This is a genomic window from Kitasatospora sp. NPDC004615 (genome assembly GCF_042873545.1).
Taxonomy (GTDB): Bacteria; Actinomycetota; Actinomycetes; order Streptomycetales; family Streptomycetaceae; genus Kitasatospora.
In genome coordinates this window covers 1-15876 of the sequence record NZ_JBIALQ010000017.1, presented here as the reverse complement: position 1 = coordinate 15876, position 15876 = coordinate 1, and the positions used below count along the sequence as shown (strand labels likewise).

At 68.3% G+C, this 15876-nt stretch carries 8 protein-coding genes; 6 read left to right on the top strand and 2 right to left on the bottom strand.

Annotated elements, in window-relative coordinates; genetic code table 11:
* Nucleotides 1-3 precede the first annotated feature (3 nt).
* The 3 genes from ACFYS8_RS35315 (at nt 4) to ACFYS8_RS35305 (ending at nt 2333) form a co-directional block, all read left to right on the top strand.
* On the top strand, nt 4-591 hold the full coding sequence (locus tag ACFYS8_RS35315) for a TetR/AcrR family transcriptional regulator (protein WP_387649408.1): 588 nt from the start codon (nt 4-6) through the stop codon (nt 589-591).
* A gap of 104 nt (nt 592-695) precedes the next feature.
* Nucleotides 696-1025 (top strand): hypothetical protein, encoded by a 330-nt coding sequence (locus tag ACFYS8_RS35310; protein WP_387649406.1) that lies wholly within the window; start codon nt 696-698, stop codon nt 1023-1025.
* Nucleotides 1026-1166: 141 nt separating this feature from the next.
* Nucleotides 1167-2333: a serine hydrolase domain-containing protein gene (locus ACFYS8_RS35305; RefSeq protein ID WP_387649404.1), complete on the top strand. Its 1167-nt coding sequence runs from the start codon at nt 1167-1169 to the stop codon at nt 2331-2333.
* 180 nt (nt 2334-2513) lie between these two features.
* Here ACFYS8_RS35305 and ACFYS8_RS35300 read toward each other — a convergent pair whose 3' ends face one another.
* Nucleotides 2514-2786, bottom strand: a complete 273-nt coding sequence (locus ACFYS8_RS35300; RefSeq protein WP_387649402.1) for a hypothetical protein — start codon at nt 2784-2786, stop codon at nt 2514-2516.
* A gap of 422 nt (nt 2787-3208) precedes the next feature.
* On the opposite strand from ACFYS8_RS35300, the gene ACFYS8_RS35295 reads away from it, so the two are divergent.
* The gene (locus tag ACFYS8_RS35295) at nt 3209-12442 is read left to right on the top strand and encodes a hypothetical protein (RefSeq protein ID WP_387649399.1); all 9234 of its coding nucleotides are present in this window, start codon (nt 3209-3211) and stop codon (nt 12440-12442) included.
* 1048 nt (nt 12443-13490) lie between these two features.
* Here ACFYS8_RS35295 and ACFYS8_RS35290 read toward each other — a convergent pair.
* Nucleotides 13491-13949 (bottom strand): MarR family winged helix-turn-helix transcriptional regulator, encoded by a 459-nt coding sequence (locus tag ACFYS8_RS35290; protein WP_387649397.1) that lies wholly within the window; start codon nt 13947-13949, stop codon nt 13491-13493.
* A 62-nt stretch (nt 13950-14011) separates the two neighbouring features.
* Here ACFYS8_RS35290 and ACFYS8_RS35285 point away from each other — a divergent pair, with 62 nt between their 5' ends.
* Together ACFYS8_RS35285 and ACFYS8_RS35280 are read left to right on the top strand one after the other, a co-directional pair.
* Nucleotides 14012-14380 carry a VOC family protein gene (locus ACFYS8_RS35285; RefSeq protein ID WP_387649394.1) on the top strand — a complete coding sequence of 123 codons (369 nt, stop codon included), beginning with the start codon at nt 14012-14014 and terminating at the stop codon, nt 14378-14380.
* 604 nt (nt 14381-14984) lie between these two features.
* Nucleotides 14985-15629: a hypothetical protein gene (locus ACFYS8_RS35280; protein ID WP_387649392.1), complete on the top strand. Its 645-nt coding sequence runs from the start codon at nt 14985-14987 to the stop codon at nt 15627-15629.
* Nucleotides 15630-15876 lie beyond the last annotated feature (247 nt).

Sequence of the window (15876 nt, the reverse complement as noted above, 5' to 3'; positions counted from 1 at the left end):
CAGATGCCCAAACAGGTCGACCACGAGGAACGCCGCCGTCAGATCGCCGACGCCGTCTGCGCCCTGATCGACGAACAGGGCATCGAAGCCGCCACCCTCCGCGACGTCGCCGCCCGCGCCCAGGTCTCCATGGGCGCCGTCCAGCGCTGCTTCCGCACCAAGGACGAGATGCTGCACTTCGCTCTCGCCCACATCGGCCACCAGGTCACCGCCCGCGCCCACGCCAGCCTGCTCGCCGCCCCCGCCCAGTCCCCGGCCAGCACCGTCGGCCACCTCGCCCGCGAGATCGCCCTGCTCCAGACCCGGCACCGCGCCCAGGCCCGTACCTGGATCGCCTTCCTCGCCGCCGCCGCCGTCCACCCCACCCTCGCCGCCGCGCTGCGCACCAGCTACACCGACCTGGAGACCTTGCTCACCGGGCTCATCGCCGCCGCCGGAGACCACCCCGATCCCGCCCACGAGGCCCGCACCCTGCTCGCCCTCACTGACGGCCTCACCGCCCACGTCCTGATCGGCCACCGCACCCCCGAAGAAGCCGAACACCTCCTGCACACCCATCTCGCCCGCCTCTGGGACCGCCCCGCCGATTGACGCGGGCTCCTCGCTGCCGCACCGGAAAACCCGGTGACACCCGCGCGCCGCCCCCACGACACTGTCCGCGGACCCACCGCCCCCCGAAGTCGAAAGGCGCCACCATGGCACTCGCCAAGAAAGGCACCCGCCGCATCGTCGTCGACGGCGCCGAATACCGCTGGCACGCCAGCCGACGACACCTCTGCTGCGACTACGAAGGCGGCACCCTCGGCTACGTCGCCGAGGACGCGAACCGCCCCGGAACCACCCTCGTCGTCGAAACCGGCCGCCGGGCCCGCCTCGAGCCCGACCCCACCCCGACCGACCTGGTCCTGCCGCGCGAAGTCGCCCACGGCATCCGCACCGCCCGCGCCCAGGGCTGGAACCCCACCGCGAACGGCTCACCCTTCATGCTGAGCCTCTCCGCCACAGAGCCGGATCAGGGTTCCTGATACACCGTCAGGACGACAGGCGGCGAACGGCACTCCTCCTCGGAGGCGACGGCCGCCCCTTCCTGGAGGCGACGGAAACCCGCAGAGCCGCATGGTCTTCTGGAGCGGACCGGCACTCCGCCCCGCTCAAGGAGACACCTCGTGAACTCGCCACCCCCGTACCGTCGTTACGCCTTCGCCGTTGCCGCCGCGGCCCTCCTGCTCGGCGGACTCGCCCCGTCCGCCCACGCCGCGTCCGCCCACGCCGCGCCCGCCGAGGCCAAGGCGCCCGCCGAGGCCAAGGCGGCCGACATCGTCCAGCAGCGGCTCGACGCGCTGGTCACCGGCGACCACGTGCCCGGCGCGCTGGCGGCCGTCCGGGGCCGGGACGGCCGCACCCGCGACTACACCGCGGGCGTCGGCGACCTGGCGACCGGCGCGAAGGTCCCCGCCGACGGGCAGGTCCGGGTCGGCAGCAACACCAAGACCTTCGTCGCGGTCGTCGTCCTCCAGCTGGTGGCGGAGGGCAAGGTGGACCTGGACGCCTCCCTCGACACCTACCTGCCCGGCCTGATCCACGGCGACGGCATCGACGGGCGGCGCATAACGGTCCGCCAAGTCCTCCAGCACACCAGCGGGTTGGCGAACTACACCGAATTCCTGGAGTTCTCCCGGGCCGACCAGTACCTGGAGCCGCGCGAACTGCTCGACATCGCCCTCGCGCACCGGCCGGACTTCGCCCCCGGCGCCGGCTGGAAGTACAGCAACACCGGATACCTGGTGGCCGGACTGATCGTCCAGAAGGTCACTGGGCGCCCCGTGGGGGAGGAGATCACCAAGCGGGTGATCGACCGCGTCGGCCTGCGCCACACTTACTTCCCCGCCCCGGGCGAGCTGACCATCCGTGAGCGCCACCCCCACGGCTACGTGGTCGAGGAACCCGGCACCCCGCCCCTCGACATCACCGAGATGGACTCGTCCTGGGCCTGGGCGGCCGGCGCGATGATCTCCACCAACACCGACCTGAACCGCTTCTTCTCCGCCCTGATCGGCGGTCAACTGCTGCCACCGGCCCAGCTCGCGCAGATGCGGACCACCGTCCCGGCCGAGTACATGGGCCCCGGCGCACGATACGGCCTGGGCCTCGCCAGCCGCCCGCTGCCCTGCGGCGGCCTGTCCTGGGGCCACGGCGGCAGCCTCCCCGGCTACGTCACCCGCGGCGGCGTCACCGAGGACGGCCGCGCGGCGAACGTCGCGGTGACCGAGGCCCCGTCGCCGGAGGTCCAGCAGCGCGTGGCCGACGCCGTCGACGCGGCGCTCTGCCGCTGAGCCGTCCCGGCCTCCGTGGCCGGGGGGCGCTGCGTTGCTGAGCCGTCCCGGCTGCTGCCCCGGAACACGCATCGACCCGCGGTCGCTCGGCCACGGAGGCCGGGACGCGCGGGTCGATGAGTGTGGGGCGGGCGGTTGTCCGGCGGGCGGGGCGTGCCCGCCGGACACCTGGCCCGGCTTCTAGAAGTGGGCGCCGGACTCGATGAAGGAGCCGGAGACACCGTGGTCGTCCGCCCAGATCCACCGCTTGCCGTGCTCGACCCCGTCCGGGCCGACGAAGGAGAACGCCTCCGCGAAGCCGGCCCCTTCCTCGTTGGCGATGAACTGGGACTTGCTCCAGTGGGCGCCCGGACCCTCGTGAGGACCCTCGTGGGCGGACGCGAGCCCGGCGCAGCCGATCACGAGAGGGGCGGTGAGAGCGCCGATGGCCAGGACACGCTTGAGAGCACGCATGAAAGTTCTCCTCCGAGAAGTTCGATGGCCGGCGGGGCGCGGTGGTGGGCCCCGCCGATTCCAGAACGACATGGGACGCGGGGGCCCGCAATGCGGCCGTGCGTCCATGTGGTCGCTAAGGCGAGCACTCGGTCCTGCGCCCGCAAGGGGAGGGACGGAACGAAGGTTCACCCCTGGGTGCTCGCCCGCGCAGGCGAATGACGCCCGTACCCCCAGCAGTTTCCTTTCTGCTGAACAATCACCGGCGGTCTGCCTCACCAGGTCTGACGTCAAGTCAGTCCGAGCTCCTCGGAGAGCCTGACACCAAGTCAGGGTGCTGCCGTTTCCGGCGGCATCCGCTGCTCGAGCATCCGAGCGATTCGATAGGTCCACTGATAGTACAAAGCGATAACTGCGAGTAGTGGCTGCACATAGTCAAGGGCATGACGAGACTCTTCCGCGGACCGGGTCGGCTCAGATCCCGAACGGCCCGCTTCATCAGTGCCGCAGCCACCCTGGGCCTGATCAGCGCAGGCCTGGCCGGCTCATGGGCCCAGGCAGCAGCGCCAACCCGCCACCACGCCGCGCCACCGGAGCGTCTCCGGGCCCTCGGCTCCACGCTGCTGAACGAGGACTTCACCGGCGCCACCGCGGACTCGAGGTTCGTCGCAGTCGGCGCGGCCTGCCTCACCGGCGGACCCGTCACGAACCCCCTTCCAGGGGGCGGCCACCAGCTGACGGGCTGTCCGACCCCGGAGATCGGGCCGGTGCCGCCGCTGGACAGCGCACCGTTCGGCTACCTGCGGATCACCGACTCCGCCAACGACGAGAGCGGCGCGGTGCTGTTCGACCAGGCGCTGCCGGCCAACGCCGGTCTGGACGTGCACTTCGACCAGTGGCAGTACGGCAGCACCACGCCCGCCACCCCGGCCGACGGCATCTCGTTCTTCCTGGTCAACGGTGACGTCACACTCACCCACCCGGGAGCGTTCGGTGGCAGCCTCGGCTACGCGCAGAAGCTGCCCGGCGACAATCCGGCCGAACCGTTCCTGCCGGGCGTCGACAGCGGCTACCTGGGCGTCGGACTCGACGTGCTCGGCAACTACTTCGGCGACTGGGAGCACCGCGGCAACGGTTGCCCGCCCGGCGAGCGCTCCCCCTCCGGCACCGGCTTCTACATCCCGGCGCCGGGCGCCAACATGGTCACCGTCCGCGGGCCCGGCGACGGCGTCGAGGGCTACTGCTTCCTGACCGCGACGACCAGCAACTTCACCACCAGCGGCCCGTGGCCGTCCACCCTGCCGGGCACCCTGCAGGGCCCGCTGACGTTCCTCCCGCCGGATGTGACGCCGCCGCAGGCCCAGACGCTGCTCGAGCCGTCCCGCCGCCGGGTGCACGTCCACCTGACCCCGTCGCCGAACCCGCTCCTGACCATCGGAGTCGACTTCAACGACGGCACGGGCGAGCACCAGGTGCTGAGCACCCCCGCACCGCAACCCGTCCCCTCCACCTACAAGTTCGGCTTCGCCGGCTCCACGGGCCTGTTCACCGACGTGCACCTGATCCGCAACGTGGTGATCGCCACCGAGGAGCCGCTGCCGGAACTCAACCTGGTCAAGCAGGCCCACCGGCCGCTGCCCGCCGACCTGACAGTCGGCACCCCGGTCCCGTACGACTTCGTCGTCACCAACTCCGGGAACGTGGACATCGACAACCTGGTGGTCACCGACCCGAAGATCGGCGGAATCACCTGCCCGGTGAGCACGCTGGCGGCCGGCCAGACAGTCACCTGCACAGCGGTCTACGTGGTCACACCCGAAGACGGGGCCGCCGGTCACATCCCCAACACCGCGCAAGCCAGCGGAACCACACCCGGCGGCCCGGTGACCTCACCACCCTCCTCCGAGGACATCCCAGTGGTGGAACCGCCGGGCCTCGAGGTCATCAAGCAGGTGGACACCCCCGGGCCGTTCAACGTGGGCGACACCATCCCCTACACGTACGTCGTGAACAACACCGGCGGCACCGAGATCACCGACCTCTTCCTGCAGGACGACCGGGTCACCAACATCACCTGTGACTTCACCACCCTCGCCCCACGCGGCAGCCCCGGGGACGTGACCAAGTGTCATGGAACCTACGTGGTCACGCCGGAGGACGCGGACCTGGGAGAAGTCACCAACCACGTGACGGCGCACGGCACAGCCAACGGCGAGCCGGTCGACTCCCCGGAGACAGACGCGACAGTCCCGGTCATCAGCCCCTCCTCGGTCTCCCTGGCCAAGGAAGCGGACACCCCCGGCCCCGTCCACGTCGGTGACACCGTCAACTACACGTACACCGTGACGAACACCGGCCAGACCGTCCTCGACAACGTCTTCGTCACCGACGACCACTCGACGGACATCATCTGCGACACCACCACCCTCAACCCCACCGAGAGCACCCTCTGCCACGGCACGTACCTCGTCACCGAAGCAGACCTGGCACTCGGCCACCTCACCAACAGAGCCCAGGCCGTGGGCACCAACCCGCTGGGCGAAGAAATCTTCAGCCCACCGGAAGAAGTGACACTGCCCGTCGTGGGCATCGCCGAGCTGACCATCGAGAAGATCGCCGACAGCGCCGGCCCGTTCCACCTCGGTGACACCGTCAACTACACCTACACGGTGACCAACACCGGTACCGCCGTGGTGCACAACGTCAAGGTCGTGGACGACCACGTCCCAGCCGTGACCTGTGACCTGACGACGCTGCTCCCGGAGCAGAGCACGCTCTGCCACGGCTCGTACGTCATCACTGCCGCGGATGTTGCGGCCGGTCACGTGACCAACACGGCCCACGCCGACGGCACCGACCCCGAGGGCCTGCCGGTGCAGAGCCCGCCCGGCGAAGCCACCGTCCCGGTGGTGGGCGAGGCCGAGTTGACCATCCAGAAGACCGCCGACAGCGCGGGCCCGTTCCACCTGGGTGACACCGTCAACTACACGTACACGGTGACCAACATCGGTACGGCGGCCGTGCACAACCTCAACGTCGTGGACGACCACATCACGCCGGTGGGCTGTGTGACGACAACGCTCAACCCTGGTGAGAGCACGCTCTGCCACGGCTCGTACGTCATCACTGCCGCGGATGTTGCGGCCGGTCACGTGACCAACACGGCCCACGCCGACGGCACTGACCCCGAGGGCCTGCCGGTGCAGAGCCCGCCCGGTGAGGCAACCGTCCCCGTTCTGGGCATCGCCGAGCTGTCCATCGAGAAGACCGCCGACAGCGCCGGCCCGTTCCACGTGGGCGAGACCGTCAACTACACGTACACGGTGACCAACACCGGTACGGCCACCGTTCATGGGCTCACCGTGACCGACGACCATGTCGCGGCGGTGACGTGTGACACGACGACGCTGGACCCGGGCCAGAGCACGCTCTGCCACGGTTCGTACGTCATCACTGCCGCGGATGTCGTGGCCGGGCACGTGACCAACACGGCTCACGCGAACGGCACCGACCCCGAGGGCCTGCCGGTGCAGAGTCCTCCCGGTGAGGCCACTGTTCCGGTGGCGGGTATCGCCGAGCTGACCATCGAGAAGGTGGCCGATTCTGCTGGTCCGTTCCATGTGGGTGAGACCGTCAGCTACACGTACACGGTGACCAACACCGGTACGGCGGCCGTGCACGCGCTCACCGTGACCGACGACCACGTTGCGACGGTGACCTGTGACACGACGACGCTGAACCCCGGTGAGAGCACGCTCTGTCACGGTTCGTACGTCGTTACGGCGGCGGATGTCACGGCCGGTCATGTGACCAACACCGCTCACGCGAGCGGCCTCGACCCCGAGGACCAGACGGTGCAGAGCCCGCCTGGTGAAGCGACCGTCCCGGTGGTAGGCGAGGCGCTGCTGACTCTTGAGAAGGAGGCGGATTCCGCCGGCCCGTTCCACGTCGGTGACACGGTTTCGTACACGTACACGGTGACCAACACGGGTACGGCGGCGGTGCACAGCCTGACTGTCGTTGACGACCATGTTGCCTTGGTGACGTGTGACGCGACGACGCTGAACCCCGGTGAGAGCACGCTCTGTCACGGTTCGTACGTCGTTACGGCGGCGGATGTCACGGCCGGTCATGTGACCAACACCGCTCACGCGAACGGTACGGATCCTGAGGGTCAGGAGGTGGTGAGTCCTCCTGGTGAGGCCACTGTTCCGGTGGTGGGTATCGCGGAGCTGACCATCGAGAAGGTGGCGGACAGTGCTGGTCCGTTCCATGTCGGTGACACCGTTGCCTACACGTACACCGTCACCAACACCGGCACCGCCGCGGTGCACAGCCTGTCGGTCGCGGACGACCATGTCGCTGTGGTGACGTGTAACACGACGACGCTGAACCCCGGTGAGAGCACGCTCTGTCACGGTTCGTATGTGGTGACGGCGGCGGATGTCACGGCCGGTCATGTGACGAATACGGCTCATGCTGAGGGTATGGACCCTGAGGGTCAGACGGTGGTGAGTCCGCCCGACGAGGCGACTGTCCCGGTGTTGGGTATTGCGGCGCTGGTCATTCAGAAGGCTGCGGACTCTGCTGGTCCGTTCCATGTGGGTGACACGGTCGACTACACGTACACGGTGACCAACGTCGGTACGGCGACGGTGAACAACCTGGCTGTGTCGGACGATCACATCGCGGGGGTGGACTGTGACAGGACGACGCTGAACCCTGGTGAGAGCACGTTCTGTCACGGTTCGTATGTGGTGACGGCGGCGGATGTGACGGCCGGGCATGTGACGAATACGGCTCACGCGCACGGCACGGACCCCGAGGGTCAGGATGTTCAGAGTCCTCCGGGTGAGGCGACGATCGACATCGCCGGTGACGCCGTCCTGACCATCGAGAAGACGCCGGACAGCGCGGGCCCATTCCACGTGGGCGACACCGTCGCCTACACGTACACGGTGACCAACGCGGGCACCGCTCCCGTGCACGACCTGGACGTGAGCGACAATCTCATCTCGCCCGTGACGTGCGACCGGATGACGCTGCCCGCCGGTGAGAGCACGCTCTGCCATGGCACGTATGTCATTACGGCGGCGGATGTCACGGCCGGGCATGTGACCAACACTGCGCATGTGAGCGGTCTCGACCCGGAGAACGAGCCGGTGGTGAGTCCGCCCACTGAGGCGACTGTGCCGGTGGTGGGCGAGGCCCAGTTGTCCATCGAGAAGGTGGCGGACAGCGCTGGTCCGTTCCATGTGGGTGAGACCGTGAGCTACACGTACACGGTGACCAACACCGGTACGGCTGTGGTGCACAATCTGACCGTTACGGATGACCACGTTGCTGTGGTGACGTGTGACGCGACGACTCTGAACCCGGGTGCGAGCACGCTGTGCCATGGTTCGTATGTCGTGACGGCGGCGGATGTCGCGGCGGGTCATGTGACGAACACGGCGCACGCGGAGGGCACCGACCCCGAGGGTCAGACGGTGCTGAGTCCTCCTGGTGAGGCGACCGTTCCCGTGGTGGGTATCGCGGAGTTGAGGATCGAGAAGGTGGCGGACTCGGCCGGCCCGTTCCATGTCGGTGAGACCGTGAGCTACACGTACACGGTGACCAATACCGGTACGGCGGCGGTGCACAACCTGACCGTCGCGGATGACCACGTTTCATCGGTCACCTGCAACGCGACGACGCTCAACCCCGGTCAGAGCACGCTCTGCCACGGCAGTTACGTCATCACCGCTGCCGATGTCCAGGCCGGCCACGTGACCAACACCGCTCACGCGAACGGCACGGACCCCGAGGGTCAGCCGGTGCAGAGCCCGTCTGACGACGCGACCGTCCCGGTCGTCGGCGAGGCGCAGCTGTCGATCGAGAAGACCGCGGATTCCGCTGGTCCGTTCCACGTCGGTGACACCGTCAACTACACCTACACCGTCACGAACACCGGCACCGCCGTCATTCACAACCTGACCGTGTCGGACGACCACGTCGCCGCGGTCACCTGCAACACCACCACGCTCATCCCGGGTGCGAGCACGTTGTGTCACGGCAGTTACGTCATCACCGCTGCCGATGTGCAGGCCGGTCACGTGACCAACTCCGCTCACGCGAACGGTACGGATCCGGAGGGTGAGCCGGTGGTGAGTCCTCCTGATGAGGCCACTGTTCCGGTGGTGGGCGAGGCCCGGCTGTCGATCGAGAAGACCGCGGATAGCGCCGGCCCGTTCCATGTGGGTGAGACCGTGGCGTACACGTACACCGTGACCAACACCGGCACGGCCGTCATCCACAACGTCACGGTCGCGGATGACCATGTCGCCTCGGTCACCTGCAACACCACCACCCTGAACCCGGGTACGAGCACGTTGTGTCACGGCAGTTACGTCATCACCGCTGCCGATGTGCAGGCCGGTCACGTGACCAACACGGCTCACGCGAACGGTACGGATCCGGAGGGTGAGCCGGTGCAGAGCCCGCCTGACGAGGCGACCGTCCCGGTGGTCGGTGAGGCGTCGCTGTTGATCGAGAAGACGGCGGACAGTGCGGGTCCGTTCGAGGTCGGTGACACGGTGAACTACACGTACACCGTGACGAACACCGGCACCGCCGTTGTCCACAACCTCACGGTCGCGGATGACCACGTCGCGTCGGTCACCTGCAACACCACCACCCTGAACCCGGGTGCGAGCACGTTGTGTCACGGCAGTTACGTGGTGACCGCGGCGGATGCGGCGGCCGGCCACGTAACCAACACCGCTCACGCGAACGGCACCGACCCCGAGGGTCAGCCGGTGCAGAGCCCGCCTGACGAGGCGACGGTTCCGGTGGTGGGCGAGGCCCGGCTGTCGATCGAGAAGACCGCTGACAGCGCCGGCCCGTTCCATGTCGGTGACACCGTCAACTACACCTACACCGTGACGAACACCGGTACGGCCGTCGTCCACAACCTGACCGTGTCGGATGACCACGTCGCCTCGGTGACGTGCGACGCGACGGCCCTGAACCCCGGGCAGAGCACGTTGTGTCACGGCAGTTACGCGGTCACTGCCGCGGATGTGGCGGCGGGTCATGTGACGAATACGGCTCATGCGAACGGCACCGACCCGGAGGGTGAGCCGGTGCAGAGCCCGCCCGATGAGGCCACTGTTCCCGTGGTGGGCGAGGCCCGGCTGTCGATCGAGAAGACGGCGGACAGCGCCGGCCCGTTCGAGGTCGGTGACACCGTCAACTACACGTACACCGTCACCAACACCGGCACCGCCGTTGTCCACAACCTGACCGTGACGGATGACCATGTCGCCTCGGTCACCTGCAACGCGACGACGTTGAACCCGGGTGCGAGCACGCTGTGCCACGGCAGTTACGTGATCACCGCTGCCGATGTTCAGGCCGGCCACGTGACCAACACGGCGCACGCGAACGGCACCGACCCCGAGGGTGAGCCGGTGCAGAGCCCGCCTGACGAGGCGACGGTTCCGGTGGTGGGTGAGGCCCGGCTGTCGATCGAGAAGACGGCGGACAGCGCGGGTCCGTTTGAGGTCGGTGACACCGTCCACTACACGTACACCGTCACGAACACCGGCACCGCCGTCATCCACAACGTCACGGTCGCGGATGACCATGTCGCCTCGGTGACGTGTAGCGCGACGACGCTCAACCCCGGGCAGAGCACCACCTGCCACGGCAGTTACGTCATCACCGCTGCCGATGTGCAGGCCGGTCACGTGACGAACACCGCTCACGCGAACGGTACGGATCCGGATGGTGAGCCGGTGCAGAGCCCGCCTGACGAGGCGACCGTCCCGGTGGTCGGTGAGGCGTCGCTGTTGATCGAGAAGACCGCGGACAGTGCCGGCCCGTTCGAGGTCGGTGACACGGTGAACTACACGTACACCGTGACCAACACCGGTACGGCCGTCGTCCACAACGTGACTGTGACGGACGACCACGTCGCCTCGGTGACGTGTAACGCGACGACGCTGAACCCCGGGCAGAGCACGTTGTGTCACGGCAGTTACGTCATCACCGCTGCGGATGTGCAGGCCGGTCACGTGACGAACACGGCTCACGCGAACGGCACGGATCCGGAGGGTGAGCCGGTGCAGAGCCCGCCTGACGAGGCCACTGTTCCCGTGGTGGGTGTGGCGTCGCTGTCGATCGAGAAGACGGCGGACAGTGCGGGTCCGTTCCACGTCGGTGACACCGTCCACTACACGTACACCGTCACGAACACCGGTACGGCCGTCGTCCACAACATCACCGTCGCGGATGACCACATCGCGTCGGTGACCTGCAACAGCACCACGCTGAACCCCGGGCAGAGCACGTTGTGCCACGGTAGTTACGTCGTGACCGCGGCGGATGTCCAGGCCGGTCACGTGACCAACACGGCGCACGCGAACGGTACGGATCCGGATGGTGAGCCGGTGGTGAGTCCGCCTGGTGAGGCGACTGTTCCGGTGGTGGGTGTGGCGTCGCTGTCGATCGAGAAGACCGCTGACAGCGCTGGTCCGTTCCATGTCGGTGACGTGGTCGACTACACGTACACCGTGACCAACAGCGGCACCGCCGTCATCCACAACCTCACCGTCGCGGATGACCATGTTTCGTCGGTGACGTGCAACGCGACGACGCTGAACCCGGGTGCGAGCACGTTGTGTCACGGCAGTTACGTGATCACCGCGGCGGATGCGGCGGCTGGTCACGTGATGAATGTGGCGCATGCGAGTGGCGTCGACCCCAGTGGTGACTCGGTGGAGTCTCCGCCGGGTGAGGTGGATGTTCCGGTGGTGGGCGAGGCCCGGTTGTCCCTCGTGAAGAAGGCCGGCGCGGCGGGTCCGTTCCGTGCGGGTGACACTGTCACCTACACGTACACGGTCACCAACACGGGTGCTGTGCCCGTGCACGGCATCACCGTCACGGACGACCACGTCACCGCGGTGACCTGTGAGGCGACCACGCTGAACCCGGGTCAGAGCACGGTGTGCCACGGCTCGTACACGATTACCGAGGAGGATGTTCAGGCCGGTCGTGTGACCAACAAGGCGACCGCGAACGGCACGGATCCGGAGGGTCACCCGGTGGTGAGCCCGCCGGGTGAGGCGACAGTGGAGACCGTCCCCGGCGCGTCGTCGCTGTCGATCGTGAAGGAGTCCGACGTGTCGGGGTCCGCGAAGGTGGGTGACACCATCACCTACACGTACACGGTGACGAACACCGGGTCGACGGTGCTGACGGACGTCTCGGTCAGTGACGACCGGGTGTCCCCGGTGGTGTGCGAGTCGGCCACGCTGGAGCCGGGTGCGAGCACGACCTGCCGTGGCACGTATGTGGTGACCGGCGAGGACGCGAAGGCCGGTCATGTCACGAACGTCGCGACGGCTTCGGCGCGGGATCCGCAGGGGCAGCTGGTGGAGTCCCGGCCGGTGTCGCTGTGTGTCACGGTGTCGGAGTGCCCGGAGAAGGAGAAGGGCGAGGGCTGTGTGAAGGTGCCGCGTCCGGGTGGTCCTTCGAAGCCGCCGCACGCCGGTGGTGGGGGTCATCTGCCGGACACGGGTTCGCCCGTGGGTCTCGCAGCGGCGGGTCTGGCCGGTGGCGGTCTGCTGACGCTGGGCGGTGTGCTGCTGTACCGGGCGCGTCGCCGTGCGGACGCGGACCGGTTCGTGGGGTAACACCCGCGCCTTTACCGCTCGTTCGGTGAAGGGGACCGCCCCCGGGGCTTTCGGGCTCCGGGGGCGGTCCCGCGTCGTGTGGGGGCGGAGGGCGGGTGTGCGTCCAGTGGTTCCTGGTTCCGTTTCTCCAGGAGTTCTCGCGGGCCGGGGACGGCCCGCGGCGGGACGGTCGGGCTCGGGACGGTCGGCGTGGGCGCTTCGGTGTTCGGGGCGGGGGTGGTCTGTTCGTCGGGTGGGGTGGGGATGTTCTCGACGGGGCGTTCGGACATGTGCGGGGCCAGGGGCCAGGTGGCGCCGGCAAGGCGGCGGTGTCCGGCTTTGCGTGGGGCGGCCGGTGAGCCGGACCGTTCCGGCGGAGCCGGCACTGCGGGGTGGTCGGGCCGTGGTCCTGGCGCTCGCTCGGGGTTCGGGTGGATCTGGGTGAGTAGTCCGCGTAGGCGGTTGGTGATGCGGGTCGCTTCGCCGGCGAGGTTGTCGTCGAAGCCGGTGGTCGTGTCCGGTGCGGCGGTGGTCTCGTCGGTGAGTTCGATGTCGTGCGGGGTGCGGGGTGCGGGGTGCGGGTGGGGGGGCTGGTCGTGGATTCTCTGCTGTCGGGTCGCTTGGTACCTCCCGGCACCGGGTCCTGTGACCGCCGTCCGCATGCCATCAGCGCGGTCTTACAGATCACGGGGCATCATCGAGGGTTCACTTACGTTCGCCCGTCCCGTCCGGCCTTCCCCTCGAGTGTGGCTCCTCGATGGCCGAGGTGCTCTTGGGCTTGAACGCTCCGCGTCACACCTCGCCGTTACCGGCGACGCATGGGAGCGCGGGGACGGGCCTTGGACACTGGCCCGAAGTTCAGCCGATCGATACCTCGTTCACGTGGCTGTCCTCACTTATCTGGAGCGACCTCGTGTCGCACACTGTGCTTCGTAGTTGGCCGACGTTTTCCGGGTGGTTGGCCAGGCTGTACGCCGACGGTGCGGTCGGGGTCTGTCGGTTTTTGAAGGTCGCCGACGCGGATTTCGGGCTCGGCTGCGCTCTTTGTCGGAGCGCGTCGCGGAACGGGCTATGCGTCCTCGTTGTCGCTGTGCAGGGAATGGATCATGCTCCGCAGGATCCGGAACGCGTCTGACTGCTCGGTGGCGGTCAGGCCGGCCAGCATTCTGGCCTCGACGGACCGGACGGCTGCGCTCGCCTTCTGGAGGCTTCGTCGGCCGCTCGCTGTGAGCCGCGTGGGAAGCGCCTTCCCGACGGGTGCCTCCGCGGGTCTGGTCACGTAGCCGTCTCGTTCCAGGGCCTGGAGTAGCACGTTCATCGTCTGCCGTGTCACGAACGCGCCCCGCGCGAGCTCGGAGTTCGACAGGCCCGGTCGTTGCGCCAGCAGCTCGAGGCAGGAGTAGTGCGTCACGCTCATCCCGAGCGGCCGCAGTACTTCCTCCATGGCCGCGCGAAGGGCGCTCGACGCTTCTTTCAGCAGGTAGCCCAGTGACGTCTCCAGGTGGACGCCGACACCTTCTTGACTCATGTCAGTATTCTGACATACGTTGATGCATGTCAGAAAACTGACATGACCGAAGGAGTGTCCTCATGCCCGTTACCGGCCCCGACTTCATCTCGCTCCAAGTGCGTGACCTCGATGCTTCGCGGGCGTTCTACGAGCAGTACCTGGGCCTCGTCCGCTCGCCGGCCGGACCTTCGCACGCCGTGGTCTTCGAGACGAAGCCGATCGCGTTCGCACTCCGCGACGTCGTTCCCGGAACCGACCTCGCATCCGTCGCTCGGCCTGGCGTCGGTGCCGCGATCTGGCTCCACGCCACCGACGTCCAGGCCATCCACGACGCGCTCGTCGCCGACGGTCGCGCCGTCGTCTCCGCGCCGGTCGACGGCCCCTTCGGTCGGACCTTCACCTTCGCCGACCCCGACGGCTACCAGGTCACGCTCCACGACCGCGCTTGATCGACCGAACCGCGCTTGATCGACCGAACGCAACTGGACGATCACCGGTGGTTGCGTCCCGCCGCCCTCCTCGCCCACCGCCGCTGACCAGTGGCCGACCAGCCTGCTCGGACTGGCCGTCAGGGCGAGAAATTTTGGCCAACTGGCCTGCAAAGTGGCCAACTACCGTGCACGGTGTGTCTGTGCGGCGTAGTTGGCCGGTCGGCCAGGCTGTACGCGGGGCTCTGAGCCGGGTGGTGTTCAGCCGTACGTGGCGCCTGGTCCGGGCCGCTGTGGTGGGGGTGCGTCTGGAGGGTCTGCCATGGCCTGCAGGGGAGCGAGCCCTGGGTCTGGTCGGCGTTGTGCGCGGTGGACGGGTCGTTCGTTCCGCTGGAGCTGGGGCCTGACGATGGCTGCGCGCTGGATCTGTCGGACGGGTGGGCCGGTCGGTGGACGGTGGCGTGGAATCCCACCGGTGCCGAGGTGTGGTGTCCGGTCAGTGAGATCACGGGCGCTCCGGTGCAGGCCGTGGGCGTTCCAGTGCAGGCCGCTGAGCCGGTCCGTTCGGCACTTTGGCCGGCATCTTCGCCAGGGTCACCGCGCCGGGCTGGAGCTGCTGGACACAATGGAGAGTCAGCACGGGTTCGAGGGCCTGGAGGAGCGGAAGTTCCTGCGGGTGCCGGATTTCGCGGGGGCGGTACGGGGTGTGGTGCCGCAGTCGTTGCGGCTGCGGTTCACGACGGTGGGTGGCCGGGCCCGCTCGCACATCCCGGACTGCCTGGCGGTGATGCAGGGCGGCTGGTGGCTGGTCGATGTCCGCCCGGTCCACTTGGCCGTGAAGGCGGAGGACCGGGCGGGTTTCGCGGCGGCGCGTGAGCTGGCCGTCGACCTTCGGGTCGTCACTGCGCTGATCTTCATGGCATGGCCCGCGACGGGGATCCGCGCGGCCACCCCCGAGCTGGCCCGGGCACTGGGCGAGGAGGCCCGCCAGCGGCAGCTCGACTACGTAGAACGGTCCGCGGTTCCCGGCAAGCAGGCCAGCGCGACCAAGTCCTACAGCGACCCGCCGGCCATACCGCTGGTCGCAGCTGCCGTGTTTGAGATGGCCGACCGCCTCCTCCGCAGCCCGGATGAGTCCGCCGCCTCGGCAGCACTCGGGCCGCCGGCGGCCGAGGCGCGATACGTCAGCCGGAAGGTCGGCTACAGCATCCGCCGAGGGCCGGGCACCTCGACCGCACTCCAGACTGTCCTCCTCGCTCACCACCCCTGACCCCTGGCCAAGAAGCCTGCTCAGACTGGCCAACTAGCCCGAAAGCTCTGGCCGACTAGTCTGAAAAGTGGCCAACTACCGTGCAAAGTCACTATTCGACGCCGAGGTCGATGCCGTTGGTGTGGGTGGTGTCCATCCCGGTCACCTGTCGCGGTCGTGGTCGTGGTTGTGGTGGTGGTTGTGGTGGTGGGGTGTGTTCATGTCGCCGGTGGTGGGTGTGCCGGTGGCGGTTTTGTAGCGGAGGAAC